This is a genomic window from Gilliamella sp. B2824 (assembly GCF_026536245.1).
In the GTDB taxonomy this organism is placed as follows: domain Bacteria; phylum Pseudomonadota; class Gammaproteobacteria; order Enterobacterales; family Orbaceae; genus Gilliamella.
Genome location: NZ_JAFNON010000015.1, coordinates 30,553 through 47,328 on the forward strand (window position 1 = coordinate 30,553; position 16,776 = coordinate 47,328).

13 protein-coding genes are annotated in these 16,776 nt (G+C 36.0%); 6 read left to right on the plus strand and 7 right to left on the minus strand.

Annotated features, from left to right (window positions below):
- Window positions 1-233: 233 nt before the first annotated feature.
- Window positions 234-986: a hypothetical protein gene (locus J3U56_RS11310; RefSeq protein WP_267343911.1), complete on the plus strand. Its 753-nt coding sequence runs from the start codon at window positions 234-236 to the stop codon at window positions 984-986.
- A gap of 225 nt (window positions 987-1,211) precedes the next feature.
- Here the strand turns inward: J3U56_RS11310 and glmS are convergent, their stop codons facing one another.
- Both glmS and glmU read right to left on the minus strand, forming a co-directional pair.
- The gene (gene glmS, locus J3U56_RS11315; RefSeq protein WP_267333472.1) at window positions 1,212-3,044 is read right to left on the minus strand and encodes a glutamine--fructose-6-phosphate transaminase (isomerizing); all 1,833 of its coding nucleotides are present in this window, start codon (window positions 3,042-3,044) and stop codon (window positions 1,212-1,214) included.
- 3 nt (window positions 3,045-3,047) lie between these two features.
- Window positions 3,048-4,433, minus strand: a complete 1,386-nt coding sequence (gene glmU / locus J3U56_RS11320; RefSeq protein ID WP_267333471.1) for a bifunctional UDP-N-acetylglucosamine diphosphorylase/glucosamine-1-phosphate N-acetyltransferase GlmU — start codon at window positions 4,431-4,433, stop codon at window positions 3,048-3,050.
- Window positions 4,434-4,581: 148 nt separating this feature from the next.
- On the opposite strand from glmU, the gene hemG reads away from it, so the two are divergent.
- Both hemG and typA read left to right on the plus strand, forming a co-directional pair.
- Window positions 4,582-5,154 (plus strand): menaquinone-dependent protoporphyrinogen IX dehydrogenase, encoded by a 573-nt coding sequence (hemG, locus tag J3U56_RS11325; RefSeq protein WP_267333470.1) that lies wholly within the window; start codon window positions 4,582-4,584, stop codon window positions 5,152-5,154.
- A 127-nt stretch (window positions 5,155-5,281) separates the two neighbouring features.
- A complete protein-coding gene (typA, locus tag J3U56_RS11330) occupies window positions 5,282-7,108 on the plus strand; it encodes a translational GTPase TypA (protein ID WP_323849443.1) in 1,827 nt (608 codons plus the stop codon).
- Window positions 7,109-7,172: 64 nt separating this feature from the next.
- Here the strand turns inward: typA and J3U56_RS11335 are convergent, their stop codons facing one another.
- Together J3U56_RS11335 and J3U56_RS11340 are read right to left on the minus strand one after the other, a co-directional pair.
- Complete coding sequence (locus J3U56_RS11335; protein WP_065634698.1) at window positions 7,173-7,592, minus strand: RnfABCDGE type electron transport complex subunit B; 420 nt, start codon at window positions 7,590-7,592, stop codon at window positions 7,173-7,175.
- Window positions 7,592-9,304 (minus strand): formate--tetrahydrofolate ligase, encoded by a 1,713-nt coding sequence (locus J3U56_RS11340; protein ID WP_416380359.1) that lies wholly within the window; start codon window positions 9,302-9,304, stop codon window positions 7,592-7,594. The genes J3U56_RS11335 and J3U56_RS11340 overlap by 1 nt, the downstream gene beginning before the upstream one ends.
- 139 nt (window positions 9,305-9,443) lie before the next feature.
- On the opposite strand from J3U56_RS11340, the gene sohB reads away from it, so the two are divergent.
- The 3 genes from sohB to J3U56_RS11355 all read left to right on the plus strand — a co-directional run bounded on the left by sohB (window position 9,444) and on the right by J3U56_RS11355 (window position 14,429).
- Window positions 9,444-10,553, plus strand: a complete 1,110-nt coding sequence (gene sohB, locus J3U56_RS11345) for a protease SohB (protein WP_267367781.1) — start codon at window positions 9,444-9,446, stop codon at window positions 10,551-10,553.
- A 551-nt stretch (window positions 10,554-11,104) separates the two neighbouring features.
- A complete protein-coding gene (aspT, locus tag J3U56_RS11350) occupies window positions 11,105-12,805 on the plus strand; it encodes an aspartate-alanine antiporter (protein WP_267333467.1) in 1,701 nt (566 codons plus the stop codon).
- 28 nt (window positions 12,806-12,833) lie between these two features.
- Window positions 12,834-14,429 carry a bifunctional aspartate transaminase/aspartate 4-decarboxylase gene (locus J3U56_RS11355; RefSeq protein WP_267333466.1) on the plus strand — a complete coding sequence of 532 codons (1,596 nt, stop codon included), beginning with the start codon at window positions 12,834-12,836 and terminating at the stop codon, window positions 14,427-14,429.
- Window positions 14,430-15,244: 815 nt separating this feature from the next.
- Here the strand turns inward: J3U56_RS11355 and J3U56_RS11360 are convergent.
- The 3 genes from J3U56_RS11360 to J3U56_RS11370 all read right to left on the minus strand — a co-directional run bounded on the left by J3U56_RS11360 (window position 15,245) and on the right by J3U56_RS11370 (window position 16,162).
- The gene (locus tag J3U56_RS11360; protein WP_065798700.1) at window positions 15,245-15,430 is read right to left on the minus strand and encodes a hypothetical protein; all 186 of its coding nucleotides are present in this window, start codon (window positions 15,428-15,430) and stop codon (window positions 15,245-15,247) included.
- 265 nt (window positions 15,431-15,695) lie between these two features.
- Window positions 15,696-15,995 (minus strand): hypothetical protein, encoded by a 300-nt coding sequence (locus tag J3U56_RS11365; RefSeq protein ID WP_267343907.1) that lies wholly within the window; start codon window positions 15,993-15,995, stop codon window positions 15,696-15,698.
- Window positions 15,996-16,012: 17 nt separating this feature from the next.
- Window positions 16,013-16,162, minus strand: a complete 150-nt coding sequence (locus J3U56_RS11370) for a hypothetical protein (RefSeq protein WP_179854744.1) — start codon at window positions 16,160-16,162, stop codon at window positions 16,013-16,015.
- Between the last annotated feature and the right edge of the window lie 614 nt (window positions 16,163-16,776).

Genomic DNA, 16,776 nt, shown 5'->3' on the forward strand with positions numbered 1-16,776 from the left:
GTAGAAGGATATCGTTATTTGATTCATCCAAAAAAATTGACAAATGTGATCAGGGTCACAGTGTTTGTATGGGGCTATTTTTTATTTTTGTGATTAAGATCACAATTTTTGCGGAAGCCATAAGGGGTATCGGTAAACTATGTTTAAAGCGTAAGTTTTATTAATGCATCTTTGTAAGATTAATTGTATAATTTTTATAAATTTAAATAACAAAAAATAATCAGAATCGAATTATGCAAAAATTTTTAATCAGTTTAAGTTGTCTTTTTTTATTTAATGGATTGTGCTTTGCAAACGAAATTAATCCTATCCATATTAATAATAGTTATAATATCTTTTCCGATCCTGAATTCATGCCTACTGAAAAAATAATAAAAAAACAGATAATTACAACTTACGCTCAAGATAATGATGGCCCGTTAAAAACAATTTACCATGCAAATGAGCAAGGTTTTTTTGAAAAAGCTATTACCAGTGATGCACAGTATAATATTGATGTTGATTATTCCGTTCATTCAATCAAATATCTTAATAAAAAACTTTGGTTTAAATTAAATGAACAGCAGAACATTACTTCGATTGTTGATGATAAGCAACAAAATGTCAGTTCACTTATCTATAATCAGTCAGGTCAACTTATTGAGAAAAATACTGATGATGCGGTTTGGCAACAACCGTTAAAAAGGCGATATGAATACGCAAATAATAAAGTTGTTCGTTATACTGAATGCTGGGATGATGGGTGTAGTTTAGGTGAATATTTCTATAATCCAGCTGGTTGGTTGATAAGAGTCAAAAGTAAAAGCATTGATGATGATGTGAATAATGGTCAATCTAAAAATAATCAAACTGACAATTCGAATTCATACAATATCAAATGTACATTTGCTAAACATAATCAACACGGTGATTGGACATATGGGTATTGCATAACGCCCGATGGTGTGACCAATACTACTTTTTATCGTAAGTTAGAATATTGGTGATTTTGTTATTTTTAATGACTCACTGATTGGTTAACGACCAATTCAATTTTGGCTTTGTAGCAGTCAAATATGCGTTTTTATCAGGGGAAAAAGTGGTTTAATTGTTATAAAGATTTTTTTGGGTAAGTGTTTTCAATCTTTATCTGATTGGTTTAATGTGGAAACATAGGTTTTGATGATGATATCAAAACCTACATTAATTCCTCACATTTTATATAGCGAAACTTACTCTACTGTTACCGATTTTGCCAGATTTCTTGGCTGATCGACGTCTGTTCCTTTAATTAATGCTACGTGATACGCCAGTAGCTGTGTTGGAACCGTGTAGTAGATTGGCGCAGTGAGTTCTTCTATATGTGGTAGGTTGATGATGTGCATTGTGTCATCACTGACAAATCCTGCTTCTTGTTCGGCAAATACGTATAGTTGACCGCCTCGCGCTCGAACTTCTTCGATATTGGATTTTAATTTTTCTAGCATTTCATTCGTTGGTGCCATCACGATGACAGGCATATCTGCATCGATGAGTGCTAATGGGCCGTGCTTGAGCTCGCCTGCTGCGTAAGCCTCGGCATGAATGTAGGATATTTCTTTTAGCTTTAAGGACGCTTCCATGGCTATTGGGTATTCATCACCTCGTCCTAAAAATAGCGCATGATGCTTATCGACAAATTGCCCCGCGAGTTTTTTGATTTCTGGCTCTGTCATTAAAACTTGTTCTATACGATTTGGTAAGGTTTGTAGTGCATGGACTATTGCTTGCTCGGTGCTTTCGGCCATGTCATTGAGTCGCCCAAGTTTGGCAACTAATAAAAGGAGTACGGTTAATTGCGTCGTGAAGGCTTTAGTCGATGCTACGCCAATTTCAACCCCTGCTTTGGTAAGGAGTACCAAATCTGCTTCACGTACTAGTGTTGATGCCGCCACATTACAAACAGCTAATGTGCTTAGGTAGTTATTTTCTTTCGCTAACCGTAGTGCTGCTAGAGTGTCTGCGGTTTCGCCTGATTGGGATAGGGTAATAAATAGGCTGTTTTTTCGACGAGCAGGTTTACGGTAACGAAATTCTGAAGCGATTTCGACGTCGCAAGGTATACCCGCTAAAGCTTCGAACCAATATCGCGCAACCATGCCGGCATTATACGCTGTTCCACATGCAACAATTTGTACATGTTCTACGTGTTTTAAGATGGTTTCAGCTTTTTCACCCAGTTCGGATAAGTCAACTTTGCCATGTTGCATACGACCTTCAAGGGTATTTTTAATGGCGTTTGGTTGTTCATAAATCTCTTTTTGCATATAGTGATTAAAACCAGCTTTACTTCCGGCATCGTATCTAGCATCAGATTCAACACAAGGGCGCGTTGTTTCGCGAAAGTTTTTATCTAATATGGTCACGGTGCGATGTGTTACTAGTGCGATATCACCTTCTTCTAAATAGATGAATTGACGTGTAACCGGCAGTAAGGCAAGTTGATCGGAAGCAATGAAGTTTTCACCAACACCACAGCCAATCACGAGAGGGCTGCCTGAACGAGCCGCAACCAAAATATCGGGATTACGTGTATCCATTATAACGGTGCCGTAAGCACCTCTTAATTGAGGTATGGCTTTTTGTACTGCTTCAAATAATGAGCAACCTTCAGTTGATATGATGTCGTGAATTAAGTGGGCAATCACCTCTGTATCAGTTTCTGAACGAAATTGGTAACCTTTGGCAATGAGTTTTTCACGTAAAGGTTCGAAGTTTTCGATGATACCATTGTGAACAACAGCAATAAAATCTGATACATGTGGATGGGCATTGCGTTCGACAGGTTCACCATGAGTTGCCCAGCGGGTATGGGCTATTCCTGTACTGCCTTTAAGTGGATGGGCTTCAACCGCATCTTTTAATGCTTGTACTTTTCCTACACGCCGAACGCGTTGCAGTTCGCCTGTTGGTGAGATAATAGCAAGTCCTGCTGAGTCATATCCTCGGTATTCCAGACGTTTTAATCCTTCCAGTAATATTTCAGCAATATCACGTTTGGCGATAGCACCCACAATTCCACACATAATTTATTCCTTATTGTTTAACTTTGTTGGACGTTTCCAACCAGAAATCTGTTTTTGTTTTACTCGGCTTATTACCAATTCATTATCCTTAACGTTGGTGGTGACAGTTGTGCCGGCAGCAATAGTGACACCTTTACCAATGTTAACTGGAGCAATTAGCTGAGAGTCGGAGCCGACAAATACGTCATCTTGTATAATGGTTTTAAATTTGTTTGCGCCATCGTAATTACAGGTGATGGTGCCTGCGCCAATATTGACGTTGTTGCCGATTTCACTATCACCAAGATAACTTAAATGTCCCGCTTTGCTTGCTTTGCCTAGATGAGCTTTTTTGAGTTCGACAAAGTTACCTACATGGGCTTGTTCATCAAGCTGTGAACCCGGTCTGAGTCGAGCAAATGGACCTATAGTGCATTGCTGTGCGATGGTTGAATCTTCGATTATGCTGTAAGGACTTATGATTGAATTGTCGTCAATAGTGCAATTTTTTAAAATACAACCTGCACCAATGGTGACGTTATTGCCTAACTTTACCTGCCCTTCAATGATAACATTACTGTCGATGGTGACATCCTTACCGTGGGTAAGTGTACCGCGTAAATCAAAGCGGTTAGGATCGAGTAATGTTACACCCGCTAGTAATAAGTTTTGTGCTTGTTGATGCTGGTATTGGCGTTCTAGGGTGGCTAATTGTAAGCGGTTATTTACACCTTCTACCTCAAATTGTTGCACGGGGTGAGATGTCAGGATAGGGTAGCCATCTTGATGTGCCAGCGCAATGATATCGGTTAGGTAATATTCTTTTTGGGCATTGTTATTGGTTATTTGCGATAGCCATTTTTTAAGTAGTTTACCAGTAACAAGCATTATGCCGGTGTTGACTTCATTTATTTTTTGTTGCTCTGGTGACGCATCTTTTTGTTCGACAATGGCAACGACTTGATCATTTTTCCGTTCTATTCTGCCATAACCTGTTGGATCATCAAGTATAACCGTTAATAGTGCTATGCCTTGTTCTGGTTTGCTGGTAATTAAGTTTTCTAAAGTTTGTTGTGATATGAGCGGGGTATCACCGTATAAAATTAAAATGTCTTGGTTATCTGCAATATGAGGAATAGCTTGTTGTACTGCATGTCCCGTACCGAGCTGCTCTGCTTGATAAATAAGGTGCACAGGTTGATTTTTGAGTGCGTGTTCTAATTGCTCTTTTCCATGACCATAAACAATATTGATCTGATCGATATTTAGTTGTTGAACTGTGTCAATAACATGTTGTAACATCGGTTTAGCGCCAATTTTATGTAAAACTTTAGGTAGGTTGGAGTACATCCGTGTGCCTTTCCCTGCCGCCAAAATAATAGCACTAAGTTTTGGAACTGAAATCGTCATAATCTGTCCGGTTTCTTTAATTTTGTGTAAATTTGTTTATTACTATAATCAAAGTTTTTAATGAAATCACCCCGAATTTATTAATTTTTATCATGAAAAAAGTAATAGTGAAATTTGCCAATGTCTTATTAGATAAGGAAGCAATGTTATGAGTCATGTTGTGAAAGTTTTATTACTTTATACTACGCATGAAAAGCAAACCCTCAAAATCATGCAACGCATAAAAACACAGCTTGGTGATAAATGCGACTGTGATGTTATTCAACTTTTGCCTGATAGCCATATTGATTTAACTAAATATCAGGCAGTTTTGTTGGGATCTTCAATACGTTATGGTTTTTATAGTAAAGTGATGAAGCAATTTATCGATGATAATTATCAGCAATTAAATACCATTCGATCTGGTTTTTTTGGTGTCAATGTGGTGGCTCGTAAGCCAAATAAAAATACGCCAGAAACCAATTTATATACTAAAAAGTTTTTAGCTAAAATTGCCTGGAATCCGACCATTAAAGCGGTTTTTGCTGGTGCACTTTATTATCCTCAATATAATTGGTTCGATCGTAATATGATTCGCTTTATTATGTGGTTAGGAAAGGGCGATACTGATGTGACTAAACCTGTGATTGAATATACCAATTGGGCTAAGGTTGATGAATTTGCCGCACAATTTTATCAGCAAGTCTGTGCTCCATCAGTTTTAGATGGTGTAAAACAATAAGATTTTTATTGATTTTTTACCAATAAATAGTCTGATAAATAAACTTTGTGATATAGATCAACATTTCGAGTAAAAAGGTGTACAATATTGCGCCTAAAGAATCTGTCTCCTAATTGGGATTTTAATTGTGATTGAAAATTTAAGAAATATAGCCATTATTGCGCACGTTGACCATGGTAAAACAACATTGGTTGATAAATTGTTGAAACAATCGGGCACGCTTGATAATTTGCGTGGTGATGATAACGAGCGAATAATGGACTCAAATGCGCTTGAAAAAGAGCGTGGAATTACTATTTTAGCTAAAAATACGGCTATTAATTGGAATGGGTATCGCATTAATATCGTTGATACCCCAGGACATGCCGATTTTGGTGGTGAAGTTGAACGCGTAATGTCGATGGTTGATTCGGTTTTATTGCTGGTTGATGCAATGGATGGTCCTATGCCACAAACCCGTTTTGTAACACAAAAAGCGTTTGCTTATGGGTTAAAACCAATTGTTGTTATTAATAAAGTTGACCGTCCAGGCGCAAGACCTGATTGGGTTGTCGATCAAGTCTTTGATCTATTTGTTAATTTGGGTGCAACTGATGAACAGTTGGATTTCCCAATAGTTTATGCTTCAGCATTAATGGGTATTGCAGGTCTTGATCATGAGCATATGGCGCAAGACATGACACCATTATTTGAAGCAATTGTGAAATATGTTGAGCCACCAAAAGTCGATTTAGATGGTCCATTCCAAATGCAAATCTCACAACTTGATTATAATAATTATGTTGGTGTTATCGGGATTGGCCGTATTAAACGTGGTCGAGTTAAACCAAATCAACAAGTAACAATTGTTGATAGTGAGGGCAACAAACGTACTGGTAAAGTGGGTCAAGTTTTAGGTCATTTAGGCTTGCAACGTTATGAAGCTGAAGTTGCCGAAGCGGGTGATATTATTGCTTTAACTGGTCTTGGTGAATTGGGTATTTCTGATACGATTTGTGATAATAGTTGTGTTGAAGCTCTACCTGCGTTAACCGTAGATGAACCAACGGTTACCATGTTCTTTAATGTTAATAGTTCACCTTTTGCCGGTAAGGAAGGTAAGTTTGTCACTTCTCGTCAAATTCTTGAACGTTTAAGAAAAGAACTGGTTCATAATGTGGCACTTCGTGTTGAGGAAACGCCTGATCCTGATGCATTTAAAGTGTCGGGTCGCGGTGAGTTGCACTTATCTGTGTTAATTGAAAATATGCGCCGTGAAGGTTATGAGTTAGGTGTTTCGCGTCCTAAAGTTATTTATCGTGAAATCGACGGTAAAAAACAAGAACCTTTTGAACAAGTAACGCTTGATATTGAAGAACAACATCAAGGTTCAGTGATGGAAGCACTTGGTTTGCGTAAAGGTGATCTAACTAATATGTTACCAGATGGTAAAGGGCGTGTGCGTTTAGACTATGTCATTCCTAGTCGTGGTCTTATCGGTTTTAGAACGGAATTTATGACAATGACTTCAGGTACTGGTTTACTTTATTCGACTTTTAGTCATTATGATGATGTTCGTCCTGGTGAAATTGGTCAACGTAATAATGGTGTGATGATTTCTAACGGTACCGGTAAAGCATTAGCGTATGCACTTTATAGCTTGCAAGACCGTGGTAAGTTGTTCTTGGGTCATGGTGCCGAAGTGTACGAAGGTCAAATTATTGGTATTCATACACGCTCTAATGATTTAACTGTTAACTGTTTAACGGGTAAAAAACTAACCAATATGCGAGCATCAGGTACTGATGAGGCAACCACGCTTTCACCACCAGTGAAAATGTCATTAGAACAAGCATTAGAGTTTATTGATGATGATGAGTTAGTCGAAGTTACGCCATTGTCTATTCGTTTACGTAAACGTCATTTAACTGAAAATGATCGTAAGCGCGCATTTAGAAGTAACAATAAAGACTAATTGTTGAGAATGCTAACAGTTCAATGGGTTGTTAGCATTTATTCTGCTTAAATTGAAAACCTCGCTAATTAGCGAGGTTTTTTCTTGCCTTAACTCTGGCTATTGCATCAGCAATGGATTGTTTTCGATCTTTTTGACTCGTATCACTTGTGTTTTTAACTTCCATTGTGCGCGGAAATAAGATCGTTGGCGGTACCAGTTGATTGTGATTTAACCGTTGTTGTTTTTTTTGTGTTAATTGTAACTCTTCACTTTCGGTTAATGCCTCACCTAAAGTACTTAGGGTAATACAGTCGGTAGGGCAGGTATTGATGCAATTACTGCATGAAGTACATAACTTCGGCAAAATGGTATGTAATACTTGCTTGCTGCCAACAATTGCATCTGTCGGGCAGACGCGGATGCATTTGCCACAACCTATACAGTTTTGTTCATCAATAAACGCTTTATATTGTTGTTTGGTTTGCATAATCACTTCTTGCATTAACTTAAACCTACAATATTACCATCTTTGTCAATATCGATTTGTCGATAAGCCGGATTAGTCCCAAGCCCTGGCATAGTCATCACATTGCCTGCGTAAACACGAATAAATCCCGCCCCTGCTGAAATTGCTAAATGGCTTATGTCAACGTCAAAGTTGGTTGGCACATTTTTTAAGTTGGCATCAGCACTAATTGACATTGGTGTTTTAGCAATACATAGCGGTAGATGATCGAGCTTTAATGCCTCAATTTCTTTGATATTTTCGATTGCTTTAGCTGATAGGTTAGCTTTGTTAGCACCGTATTTTTTCACCATAGTTTGGATTTTATCAATTAGTGGCATTGTGTTAGGGTAAGGTAATTTAATTTCACTTGGCATCTCACACGCTTTAATTACATGGTTAGCTAATTTTTCAGCACCCTTGCCACCTTTAGTAAACACTTCGCTAACCTCACAAGCAAATGCGCCATGTTCAACGGCATATTTTTGTAAGAATGCGAGTTCTTCTTCGCTATCATGTGGGAAACGGTTAATCGCAACTATGACTTGTAGCCCATAACTTTTGGCATTTTTGATATGCCATGCTAAGTTAGCGGCGCCAATTTCAAGTAATTCAACATTAGATTCAGAGATTTCTTTTGGAATTGCTTGACCCGGTTTAATATTATATTTACCGCTGTTAGATTTTAAACTTCGAACAGTTGCCACCAATACCACGCAATCGGCTTTGATACCTGCTTGACGATATTTGATATTAAAGAATTTTTCCATTCCCATGTCAGAACCAAATCCAGCTTCAGTAACCACATAGTCGGCAAGTTTTAATGCAATGCGGTCAGCAATCACCGAGGAGTTTCCATGTGCAATGTTAGCAAAAGGACCTGCATGAATTAACACCGGCGTATTCTCAACTGTTTGCATTAAATTTGGATTAATGGCATTTTTTAGTAATACAGTCATTGCGCCAGCTACTTCAAGCTGTTCGGCAGTTATTGGTTGGCCTTGCGTATTATAAGCTAATATAATGCGACCAATACGAGCACGCATATCCTGTAAATCTGAGGCTAACGCTAAAATTGCCATTAATTCTGATGCAGCTGTTATTTCAAAACCATCACGTCTTTCAACGCCATTTAAGCCTCCACCAACTCCAACAGTAATATTGCGTAAAGCACGATCGTTGTGATCGATAACACGTTTCCAAACGATACGATTGATATCAATATTTAATCGGGCTAACCCTGTTTGTGCGGTAAATTCATCACCTAAACGATCTTCATGATATAAACGAGAGTCCAATGCAGCAGAAGCTAAATCGTGAGCCGCAGTAATTGCATGAATGTCACCTGTTAAATGTAGATTTAAGGTTTCCATGGGTAATACTTCGGCTTGCCCACCACCGGCGGCCCCACCTTTAACGCCAAAAACGGGACCAAGACTTGGTTGACGAATACAAGCAATTGCTTTTTTCCCAATATAGTTTAGACCTTCACTTAGTCCAATAGTATTGACGGTTTTCCCTTCACCTAAAGGCGTTGGCGTAATGGCTGTTACAAGGACTAATTTACCATTTTCTCTATTTTGGTTGGCGTTTATAAGTGATAAGTCAATTTTTGCGACATATTTGCCGTAAGGTAGTACAAACTCCTCAGGAATATTAGCTTGCTTGGCGATTTCGGTAATTGGACGTAAAGACATTTTAATTCTCATATAACAGTAAATTAGGCTATCAGTATAAATAATTTGATTTGCCGAATAAAGCAACAATTTTATCTTTGTTAATTTTCGGCACATTCCTTTATTATATTGTTATAATAATTGTAACATTCACTCTAAGGATAATTGTTAAATGAATTTTTTTTCACAATATGCACTTTTTTTAGCTGAGACCGTGACAGTGGTAGTCGCTATTTTAGCGGTACTGATTTTTATTATTAGTCAACGTCGAAAATCGGTAACAGCAGCAGGACGCCTATCTGTTAAAGATATCAGTGAAGAATACGAACAAGTTAAAGATGATATGTTAGTCTCTAGCATGGATGAAGTTGAGGCTAAACAGTTTAATAAAGATCTAAAAAAACAGAAAAAAAATGAGAAAAAACAAGCAAAATTAGCGATTAAACAAAAGAAACAACAAATAAAAAGCAGTGAACAAACGACAGATACCACGGCTGTAGACAGTTCAGCTATTGAAGCCTTAAGCGAACCACAGCAAAAGTCCAAGCCAAAGCTATTTGTGTTATCGTTTAATGGCAGTATGGATGCACATGAAGTTGACGAATTACGCCAAGAAATTACTGCGGTTTTAGCCATTATTAAACCCGAAGATGAAGTTGTCGTTAAGCTTGAAAGCCCAGGCGGGGTCGTTCATGGTTATGGTTTAGCGGCTTCGCAACTATTACGTTTTAGAACACGTAATATTCCTTTCACCGCCGTTGTCGATAAAGTCGCAGCAAGTGGTGGATATATGATGGCATGTACCGCCAATAAAATAGTCGCGGCACCTTTTGCAATCGTTGGTTCAATTGGTGTGGTTGCGCAAATTCCAAACTTCAACCGTTTACTTAAAAAGCATGATGTCGATATTGAATTACAGACAGCAGGTGAATACAAACGTACATTAACGATGTTTGGTGAAAATACGGATGAAGGTCGTCAAAAATTTAAGCAAGAGCTGGAAGAAACGCATCTATTATTTAAGGATTTTGTGAAAGAATATCGGCCTAATATCAATATAGATGAAGTTGCTACCGGCGAACATTGGTTTGCTACTCAAGCTAAAGATAAAGGTTTAGTTGACGAAATTAGTACCAGTGATGACTTTATCTTATCGCATTTAGATACCCATAAAATTATCTCGGTCAGTTATCAACGTAAGCAAAAACTCTCTGAAAAATTGTCAAAAAACGTGGTAAAAAGTATGGAAAGACTATTTTTTAGACAAGGAAATGGGCTGTAAAGCCCTTTTTATTTTCTACAATTTTTATTATTCAACAAAAATATATCGCATAGTAAAAAACTACATACGAGTTAGCCTTATATGTAAGGGAAACTTCAAAAGTAAGATATTTATATTTAACTTATTTGTTCAAATAATATTTTTTGAAAATAGTTTTTCGGATAAAACATTTTTGGAAATAAACAATTATGATTATGTTAATTGTTTATACTGACTGAGTGAAAACTTTTCCCATTCTCTTTTTTATGTAAAGTATCAAAGAAAATATTTCTATTCGTTGTATTTATAGGGTTATAGTTGCCTAACGATTAACGACGGGCAAACAAGCAAAAGTGTAGATCTTATAAATATCGTAGTGTTATAAAAAAATGAGATATTGCATTGTTATTTTTTTATAAATAATATCAATTATAAAAATTAACTTTCTATTCTTGCAATAGCAGTTTAATATATAAACGTATTCATAAAATTGAATGAATATTCTTTAAGTCCCTTTTTATTTCTTTTCTTACATTCTTAATTCATCTTTTTAGCACTTGAGGACAATTATTATGTTTCAATGGCTTTCACACTGGATTTTAAATGGGATTCAACACTCACCCGAAATTCTTTTATTTCTTTCTTTGAGTTTAGGATATTTAATTGGTGCTATTCGGATTGGTAAATTCCAACTGGGTGGTGTTGCAGGTTCGTTACTGGTTGCCGTTGCATTGAGTGTTTTTGGCGTGACAGTTGATGCTGGCGTTAAGGCGGTTCTTTTCGCGCTCTTTATTTATGCGGTTGGTTTTGAAAGCGGACCACAGTTTTTTCGTTCGCTTGGTGTCAAAACTTTGCGTGAAATCTTTTTAGCGTTATTTATTGCCGTTGCAGGTTTAGCGACAGTTGTTGTGTTAGCTAAAGTGTTTAATTTAGATAAAGGTCTAGCTGCGGGGCTTGCTGCTGGTGGCCTTACTCAATCTGCCATTATGGGCACCGCATCTGATGCATTAAGTCAATTAGGGTTAAGTGTTGAAGAACTTCATAAAATGCAAGCTAATGTCACTATTGGTTATGCAGTAACCTATATCTTTGGTTCTTTAGGCGCCATTATTATTTGTGTCAATATTTTGCCAAAAATCATGGGAAAAGATATTGCTGATGACGCTATAAAAGCACAAGCAGAACAATTGCATGGTTCTTTATTGTTAGGTTCTAATCAAAATTTAGCACTATCAGATATTACCGGTCGTTTATATCGCGTGACGAATAAAATTGATCAGAATGTTAGCGAAATTGAGAAAACAGTTAATGGTATAAGTATTGAAAAAATAAAGCGTGGCAATAAAATTATTGAAGCCACACCAGACACAGTTATTGAAGTTAGGGATATTATTTTAGTTGTTGGCCACCGTGATGCAATGATTCAAGCAAGTGATCTTCTTGGCACTGAAATTAATTCAGTATCGGGTATGGATGTTGTGATGAATACTCAAGACGTTGAGATGCGTAATTCACGTTATGTTGGCGAAAATTTAACACAAGTCCTATCATCGGAAGAGGTTATTCAATTAAAGCATGGTATCTATCTAATTGCTATTCATCGAGATGGCGAGTCATTGCCACTAAATAATGATATTTATTTAAAATTAGGTGATGTGATAACTATTTATGGTTCTGATGGCGATCTTAAACGTGTTGTTGATAAAATTGGTGCACCGATTACTCGTAGTGAAAAAACTGACTGGATTTTCCATGGTTTAGGTTTGGTAGTTGGTCTTATTATCGGTTTAATTGTTATCCGTGTGAGCGATATCCCAATTACATTAGGCGCTGGTGGTGGGGCTTTGTTGTCAGGTTTGTTATTTGGTTGGTACCGTTCAATTCATCAAACTGTTGGTAACATTCCAAGTGGTGCTATTCAATTATTGAAAGATTTTGGCTTAGCTGGTTTTGTTGCTGTAGTCGGTTTAAGTTCTGGTTTACAGGCAATTAATACCATTGAAGAACAAGGGTTATCGCTATTTTTAATTGGAGTGGTTGTTACTGTCTTGCCTATGTTATTAGCTATTTACTTTGGTAAATATGTTCTTGGCTATAAAAATGTAGCGGTATTTGCTGGTGCATTGGCGGGAGCTCGTAGTGCTAATCCAGCTTTCGGTGAAGTGCTAAATAAGGCAGGAAATTCTACACCAACCAATTCTTTTGCTATTACTTATGCTTTAGCTAATGTTTTCCTAACTTTGTTAGGTCCATTAGTTGTGGCTTTTGTTTAATTGGAATATAAAAGTAAAGGTACAGATCATGAAAAACACAACAGACTTTTCAAAGTATGCCAATTTGAGTCCTTTTGAGTTAAAAGATAATTTAATTAAACTTGCACAAAGTCGTGCAGATCGCGTTATGTTAAATGCCGGTCGTGGTAATCCTAATTTTCTTGCTACTTTTCCTCGTCAGGCGTTTTTTCAATTAGGCGTGTTTGCTATTCAAGAATCAGAAATGTCTTATTCTTACTTGAATGAAGGGGTAGGTGGCTTTCCCATTAAAGCCGGTCTAACTGGGCGTTTTGAGCATTTTATTCGACAAAATTACCAAACGCCTGGTGTTGCTTTTTTAGGTAAAGCATTTTCTTATATTCGTGATCAGTTAGGTCTTGATGAGAATAAGTTTTTGCAAGAAATGGTTGAAGGCATCTTAGGATGTAATTATCCCGTTCCCGATCGAATGTTAACCTTAAGTGAGGAAGTGGTAAAATCTTATGTGCTTGAGCAAATGGGTGCGCAGTATTTACATCGTGATGAATTAGACCTTTTTGCAGTTGAAGGTGGCACAGCTGCTATGGCCTATATATTTAATTCAATGAAAGAGAATGGATTAATTGAAAAAGGGGACAAAATAGCTATCGGCGCGCCTATTTTTACCCCATATCTTGAAATACCGAGTTTAAATGATTATCAACTCGTTGAGGTACTAATCAATTCAGATCCAAATCTAAATTGGCAATACCCTGAATCTGAATTACGTAAATTAGAAGATCCATCCATTAAAGCTTTTTTCCTTGTTAATCCGTCTAACCCACCTTCAGTTAAAATCGATAATAAAAGCTTAAAAATTATTGCTGATATTGTGAAAAAACGCCCTGATTTGATCATTTTAACTGATGATGTTTATGGGACTTTTGCTGATAACTTTCAATCTTTATTTGCTATTTGCCCTAAAAATACCATTTTAGTTTATTCATTTTCTAAATATTTTGGCGCGACAGGTTGGCGTTTAGGAGTAATTGCGCTTAGCCATGATAATGTTATCGACAAAACTATTAGAGCATTACCAAGTAAGACAAGAAAGATTCTTGATAAACGTTACAGCTCAATTGTTACCGATCCTGAAAATCTCAAATTTATTGATCGCTTAGTAGCAGATAGCCGAGCGGTTGCCTTAAATCATACTGCCGGTTTGTCAACGCCACAGCAAGTACAAATGGTTCTTTTTGCGTTATGTGAAATGATGGATGCCGATCAAAGTTATAAGGCGACGTTAAAGACGATTATTCGTCGCCGTGCGGCTTCACTTTATCAGCATTTAGGTTTGAAACACAAAACAGATGAAAACAATGTCGATTACTATACGCTAATTGATTTAGAACATATTTGTCGAGAACTTTATGATGATAAGTTTGCTAAATGGATCTTAAAAAATAAAAATCCTTCTGAAATGCTATTTAGAATTGCCGATGAAGCAGGAGTGGTATTGCTTCCAGGTAAAGGATTTGCGGTGCAGCATCCGTCTGCGCGTGCTTCCTTGGCCAATTTAAATGAGTATCAATATGCCGCAATCGGTTTATCAATGCGTAAACTGGCTCAGGAATATTATGATGAGTATAAAACAAAAAGTAAGTAACTGATAACATCAATTTAATCTTAACAAGTTAACAGTGTTAGGCCCTGACTTGATAGTTAGGGCTTTTTTATTGTCTGTATTCAGTTATATTTTTTATTTCATTTAAAATTATATTATAGATTTTTTTAAAATCTTAAAAAATTACTCTGAATCGATATTAGTATCAAACGTCAATTTGTATGTCCGTCTTCGACAATATCTATAAATTTATAGAGTGTTTAAAACTGCGTTAAATGTGATGATAAACATATCTGTATCAGAAAATTCAAATCTATTGCGTTGTCATTAGGCGATGTTTTTTGATACTTCGTTATCATTGTGTACTAAGTTTGGATAATATCTAGGTCTTATCTATTCTTAAAACAAGATTAAACAATTTCAGGGCGTTTTATTGAAAGCAATTGATTTATCTAAAATTGAAAAATATTTATTACTTATTCAATTATGCTTTACTTTTTTAGCTTACCAATTATGTTATGACTTTTTTGTTATTGCGATAAGCAACATCCATAAAAAACACAAGCATACTTAACCGTTTATAGTGGACAAACTATGACAAGCTTCTTTTGTGACTATTTGGATCAAACATTTAGTTATATGTTAGCGTAACGTTATGGTTATTTTTTAGTTTTGCTATTCTTTATAATTATTATTTTTAAGTACTTTTATGGTATAAGATCAAAAAATTATTTTAGAACATAATGTAAAGATTGAATGTATTATTTTAATAGATTAATTTGATAATTCATCTATTGAATAAATGCCATTATTTTTCACAATTTTAATGTTTTTTATTTATATAAATAATGAGGTAGTTAATCTTTAAAATCATTGCGATGTTTGATTTCAAATTCATTTTTACAATTCTGGTTGCAATATGCTAATCCATCAGGAGTTGGATTGTTGCAATTACGGCAGTATTTGTTAATTTTTTGAGCAAATACATTAGAATCATTTAAGATTGATTCTATATCCTTTTCAGGACTGTTTTTTATTACCATACAAATTATCCTCAATAATGAAATAAGATTTTCAAATTCAACGATGATTTAATAACTTTATTTTGTTATTCAGTATCTCGCTCAGATTAACTGTTTGATAAAAGACTGGTATTTTTGCTAATAAGGAAAATTGTAAATTAATGTAATCTGTATTGTATATCTGTTTTAATATCAACCTATTCTTTTATATCTGTCTCTGTTTTTTAGCATGAATACTGAGTTGTTTATCATCTAATTTATTTTCTGTTAATTTAATTAAGCTACATTAATAAGCATTTTTATTTAATAACATTAGTGAATGTTGTTTAAATTCAAACTGTGCTTGAGAATAACAAATATCAATAATAAATTGGTGATATATCTTTGCATCAACACTATGGTTGTCTAATTTTAATTTAAGTAATGCCAATATTTGCCAATCATTTTCATTACTAAAATTGCCCATTAGCTCATCAGCACGTTTATCAATCCATTCCTCTTGAGCATCTTGTTGTTCGATTTTATCGAGCATTTTGTAATAACTCGCTTCGTAGCTATTTTCGACTAATTGTTGCAACTGACGCATGATTCACCCAATTGTCATTAATAAAAAGCAATTAACAAGGCGACCAATCCCATAAAGATTAATATTAGATTGGCAAAGTAGATAAATCGGATTTCGTGTTTAGTTAATTGATAATCTTTGTCAAATCTGTTTTTGGTTTTAATATTAATAAAATCTCTATTAATCATGATATTTCCTTAAAAAAGGCCCCAACATGTTGGGGCGAAGGATGTGGTCTGTTCGCAGTCTTTCCCGCTGTCCTTTTCCTAACAACAGTGTGCGTGAGTGCTGATAGGATAAGATATGGCAGTATTAATTGTGTTATGTGCAATTAACACTGCCATCAGCCGCAGTTTACCGTCATGCCTGTGACATGTATCAAAACCGCAGTATGTTCATATGCCCCTGCTAGCTACTTGAATCTTGTTAACACATTAAATAACTCGTAGTCTTGTTTAATGACGCTGTTAACTTGATTGGTTTTGATGTGGTAATGATAATATATGTTATCATCAGTGTCAATAATTAAAGTTATTAATTTGTGTTTTTTGGTTATTATTTGTTATCGCTAAAGGTAACGCTACATTATTGAGGTGAAACGGTCTCAGCCCAATAACGGGCTGTTGTGGCGGGGGAGTAGTCTGTGTTATCAATTGTTATCATTCCAACCTGTGCTGGTTGATTGATATGGTATGTTTTTGTCTGATTATCGGGCTCTTAGTTAAGTATAGATGATTGCCACCAGACTCGTCCTAAAATAGTAATCTCATCTTGTGAGATGATTTCGTCCTCATAACCTGGA

What these genes read in the sequence shown, in the direction of transcription:
- glmU (WP_267333471.1), bottom strand. Translation starts at nt 4,433, where the DNA reads ATGACGATTTCAGTTCCAAAACTTAGTGCTATTATTTTGGCGGCAGGG.
- glmS (WP_267333472.1), bottom strand. Translation starts at nt 3,044, where the DNA reads ATGTGTGGAATTGTGGGTGCTATCGCCAAACGTGATATTGCTGAAATA.
- J3U56_RS11340 (WP_416380359.1), bottom strand. Translation starts at nt 9,304, where the DNA reads ATGAGAATTAAAATGTCTTTACGTCCAATTACCGAAATCGCCAAGCAA.
- aspT (WP_267333467.1), top strand. Translation starts at nt 11,105, where the DNA reads ATGTTTCAATGGCTTTCACACTGGATTTTAAATGGGATTCAACACTCA.
- sohB (WP_267367781.1), top strand. Translation starts at nt 9,444, where the DNA reads ATGAATTTTTTTTCACAATATGCACTTTTTTTAGCTGAGACCGTGACA.
- J3U56_RS11360 (WP_065798700.1), bottom strand. Translation starts at nt 15,430, where the DNA reads ATGGTAATAAAAAACAGTCCTGAAAAGGATATAGAATCAATCTTAAAT.
- J3U56_RS11335 (WP_065634698.1), bottom strand. Translation starts at nt 7,592, where the DNA reads ATGCAAGAAGTGATTATGCAAACCAAACAACAATATAAAGCGTTTATT.
- J3U56_RS11370 (WP_179854744.1), bottom strand. Translation starts at nt 16,162, where the DNA reads ATGATTAATAGAGATTTTATTAATATTAAAACCAAAAACAGATTTGAC.
- J3U56_RS11365 (WP_267343907.1), bottom strand. Translation starts at nt 15,995, where the DNA reads ATGCGTCAGTTGCAACAATTAGTCGAAAATAGCTACGAAGCGAGTTAT.
- J3U56_RS11310 (WP_267343911.1), top strand. Translation starts at nt 234, where the DNA reads ATGCAAAAATTTTTAATCAGTTTAAGTTGTCTTTTTTTATTTAATGGA.
- hemG (WP_267333470.1), top strand. Translation starts at nt 4,582, where the DNA reads ATGAGTCATGTTGTGAAAGTTTTATTACTTTATACTACGCATGAAAAG.
- J3U56_RS11355 (WP_267333466.1), top strand. Translation starts at nt 12,834, where the DNA reads ATGAAAAACACAACAGACTTTTCAAAGTATGCCAATTTGAGTCCTTTT.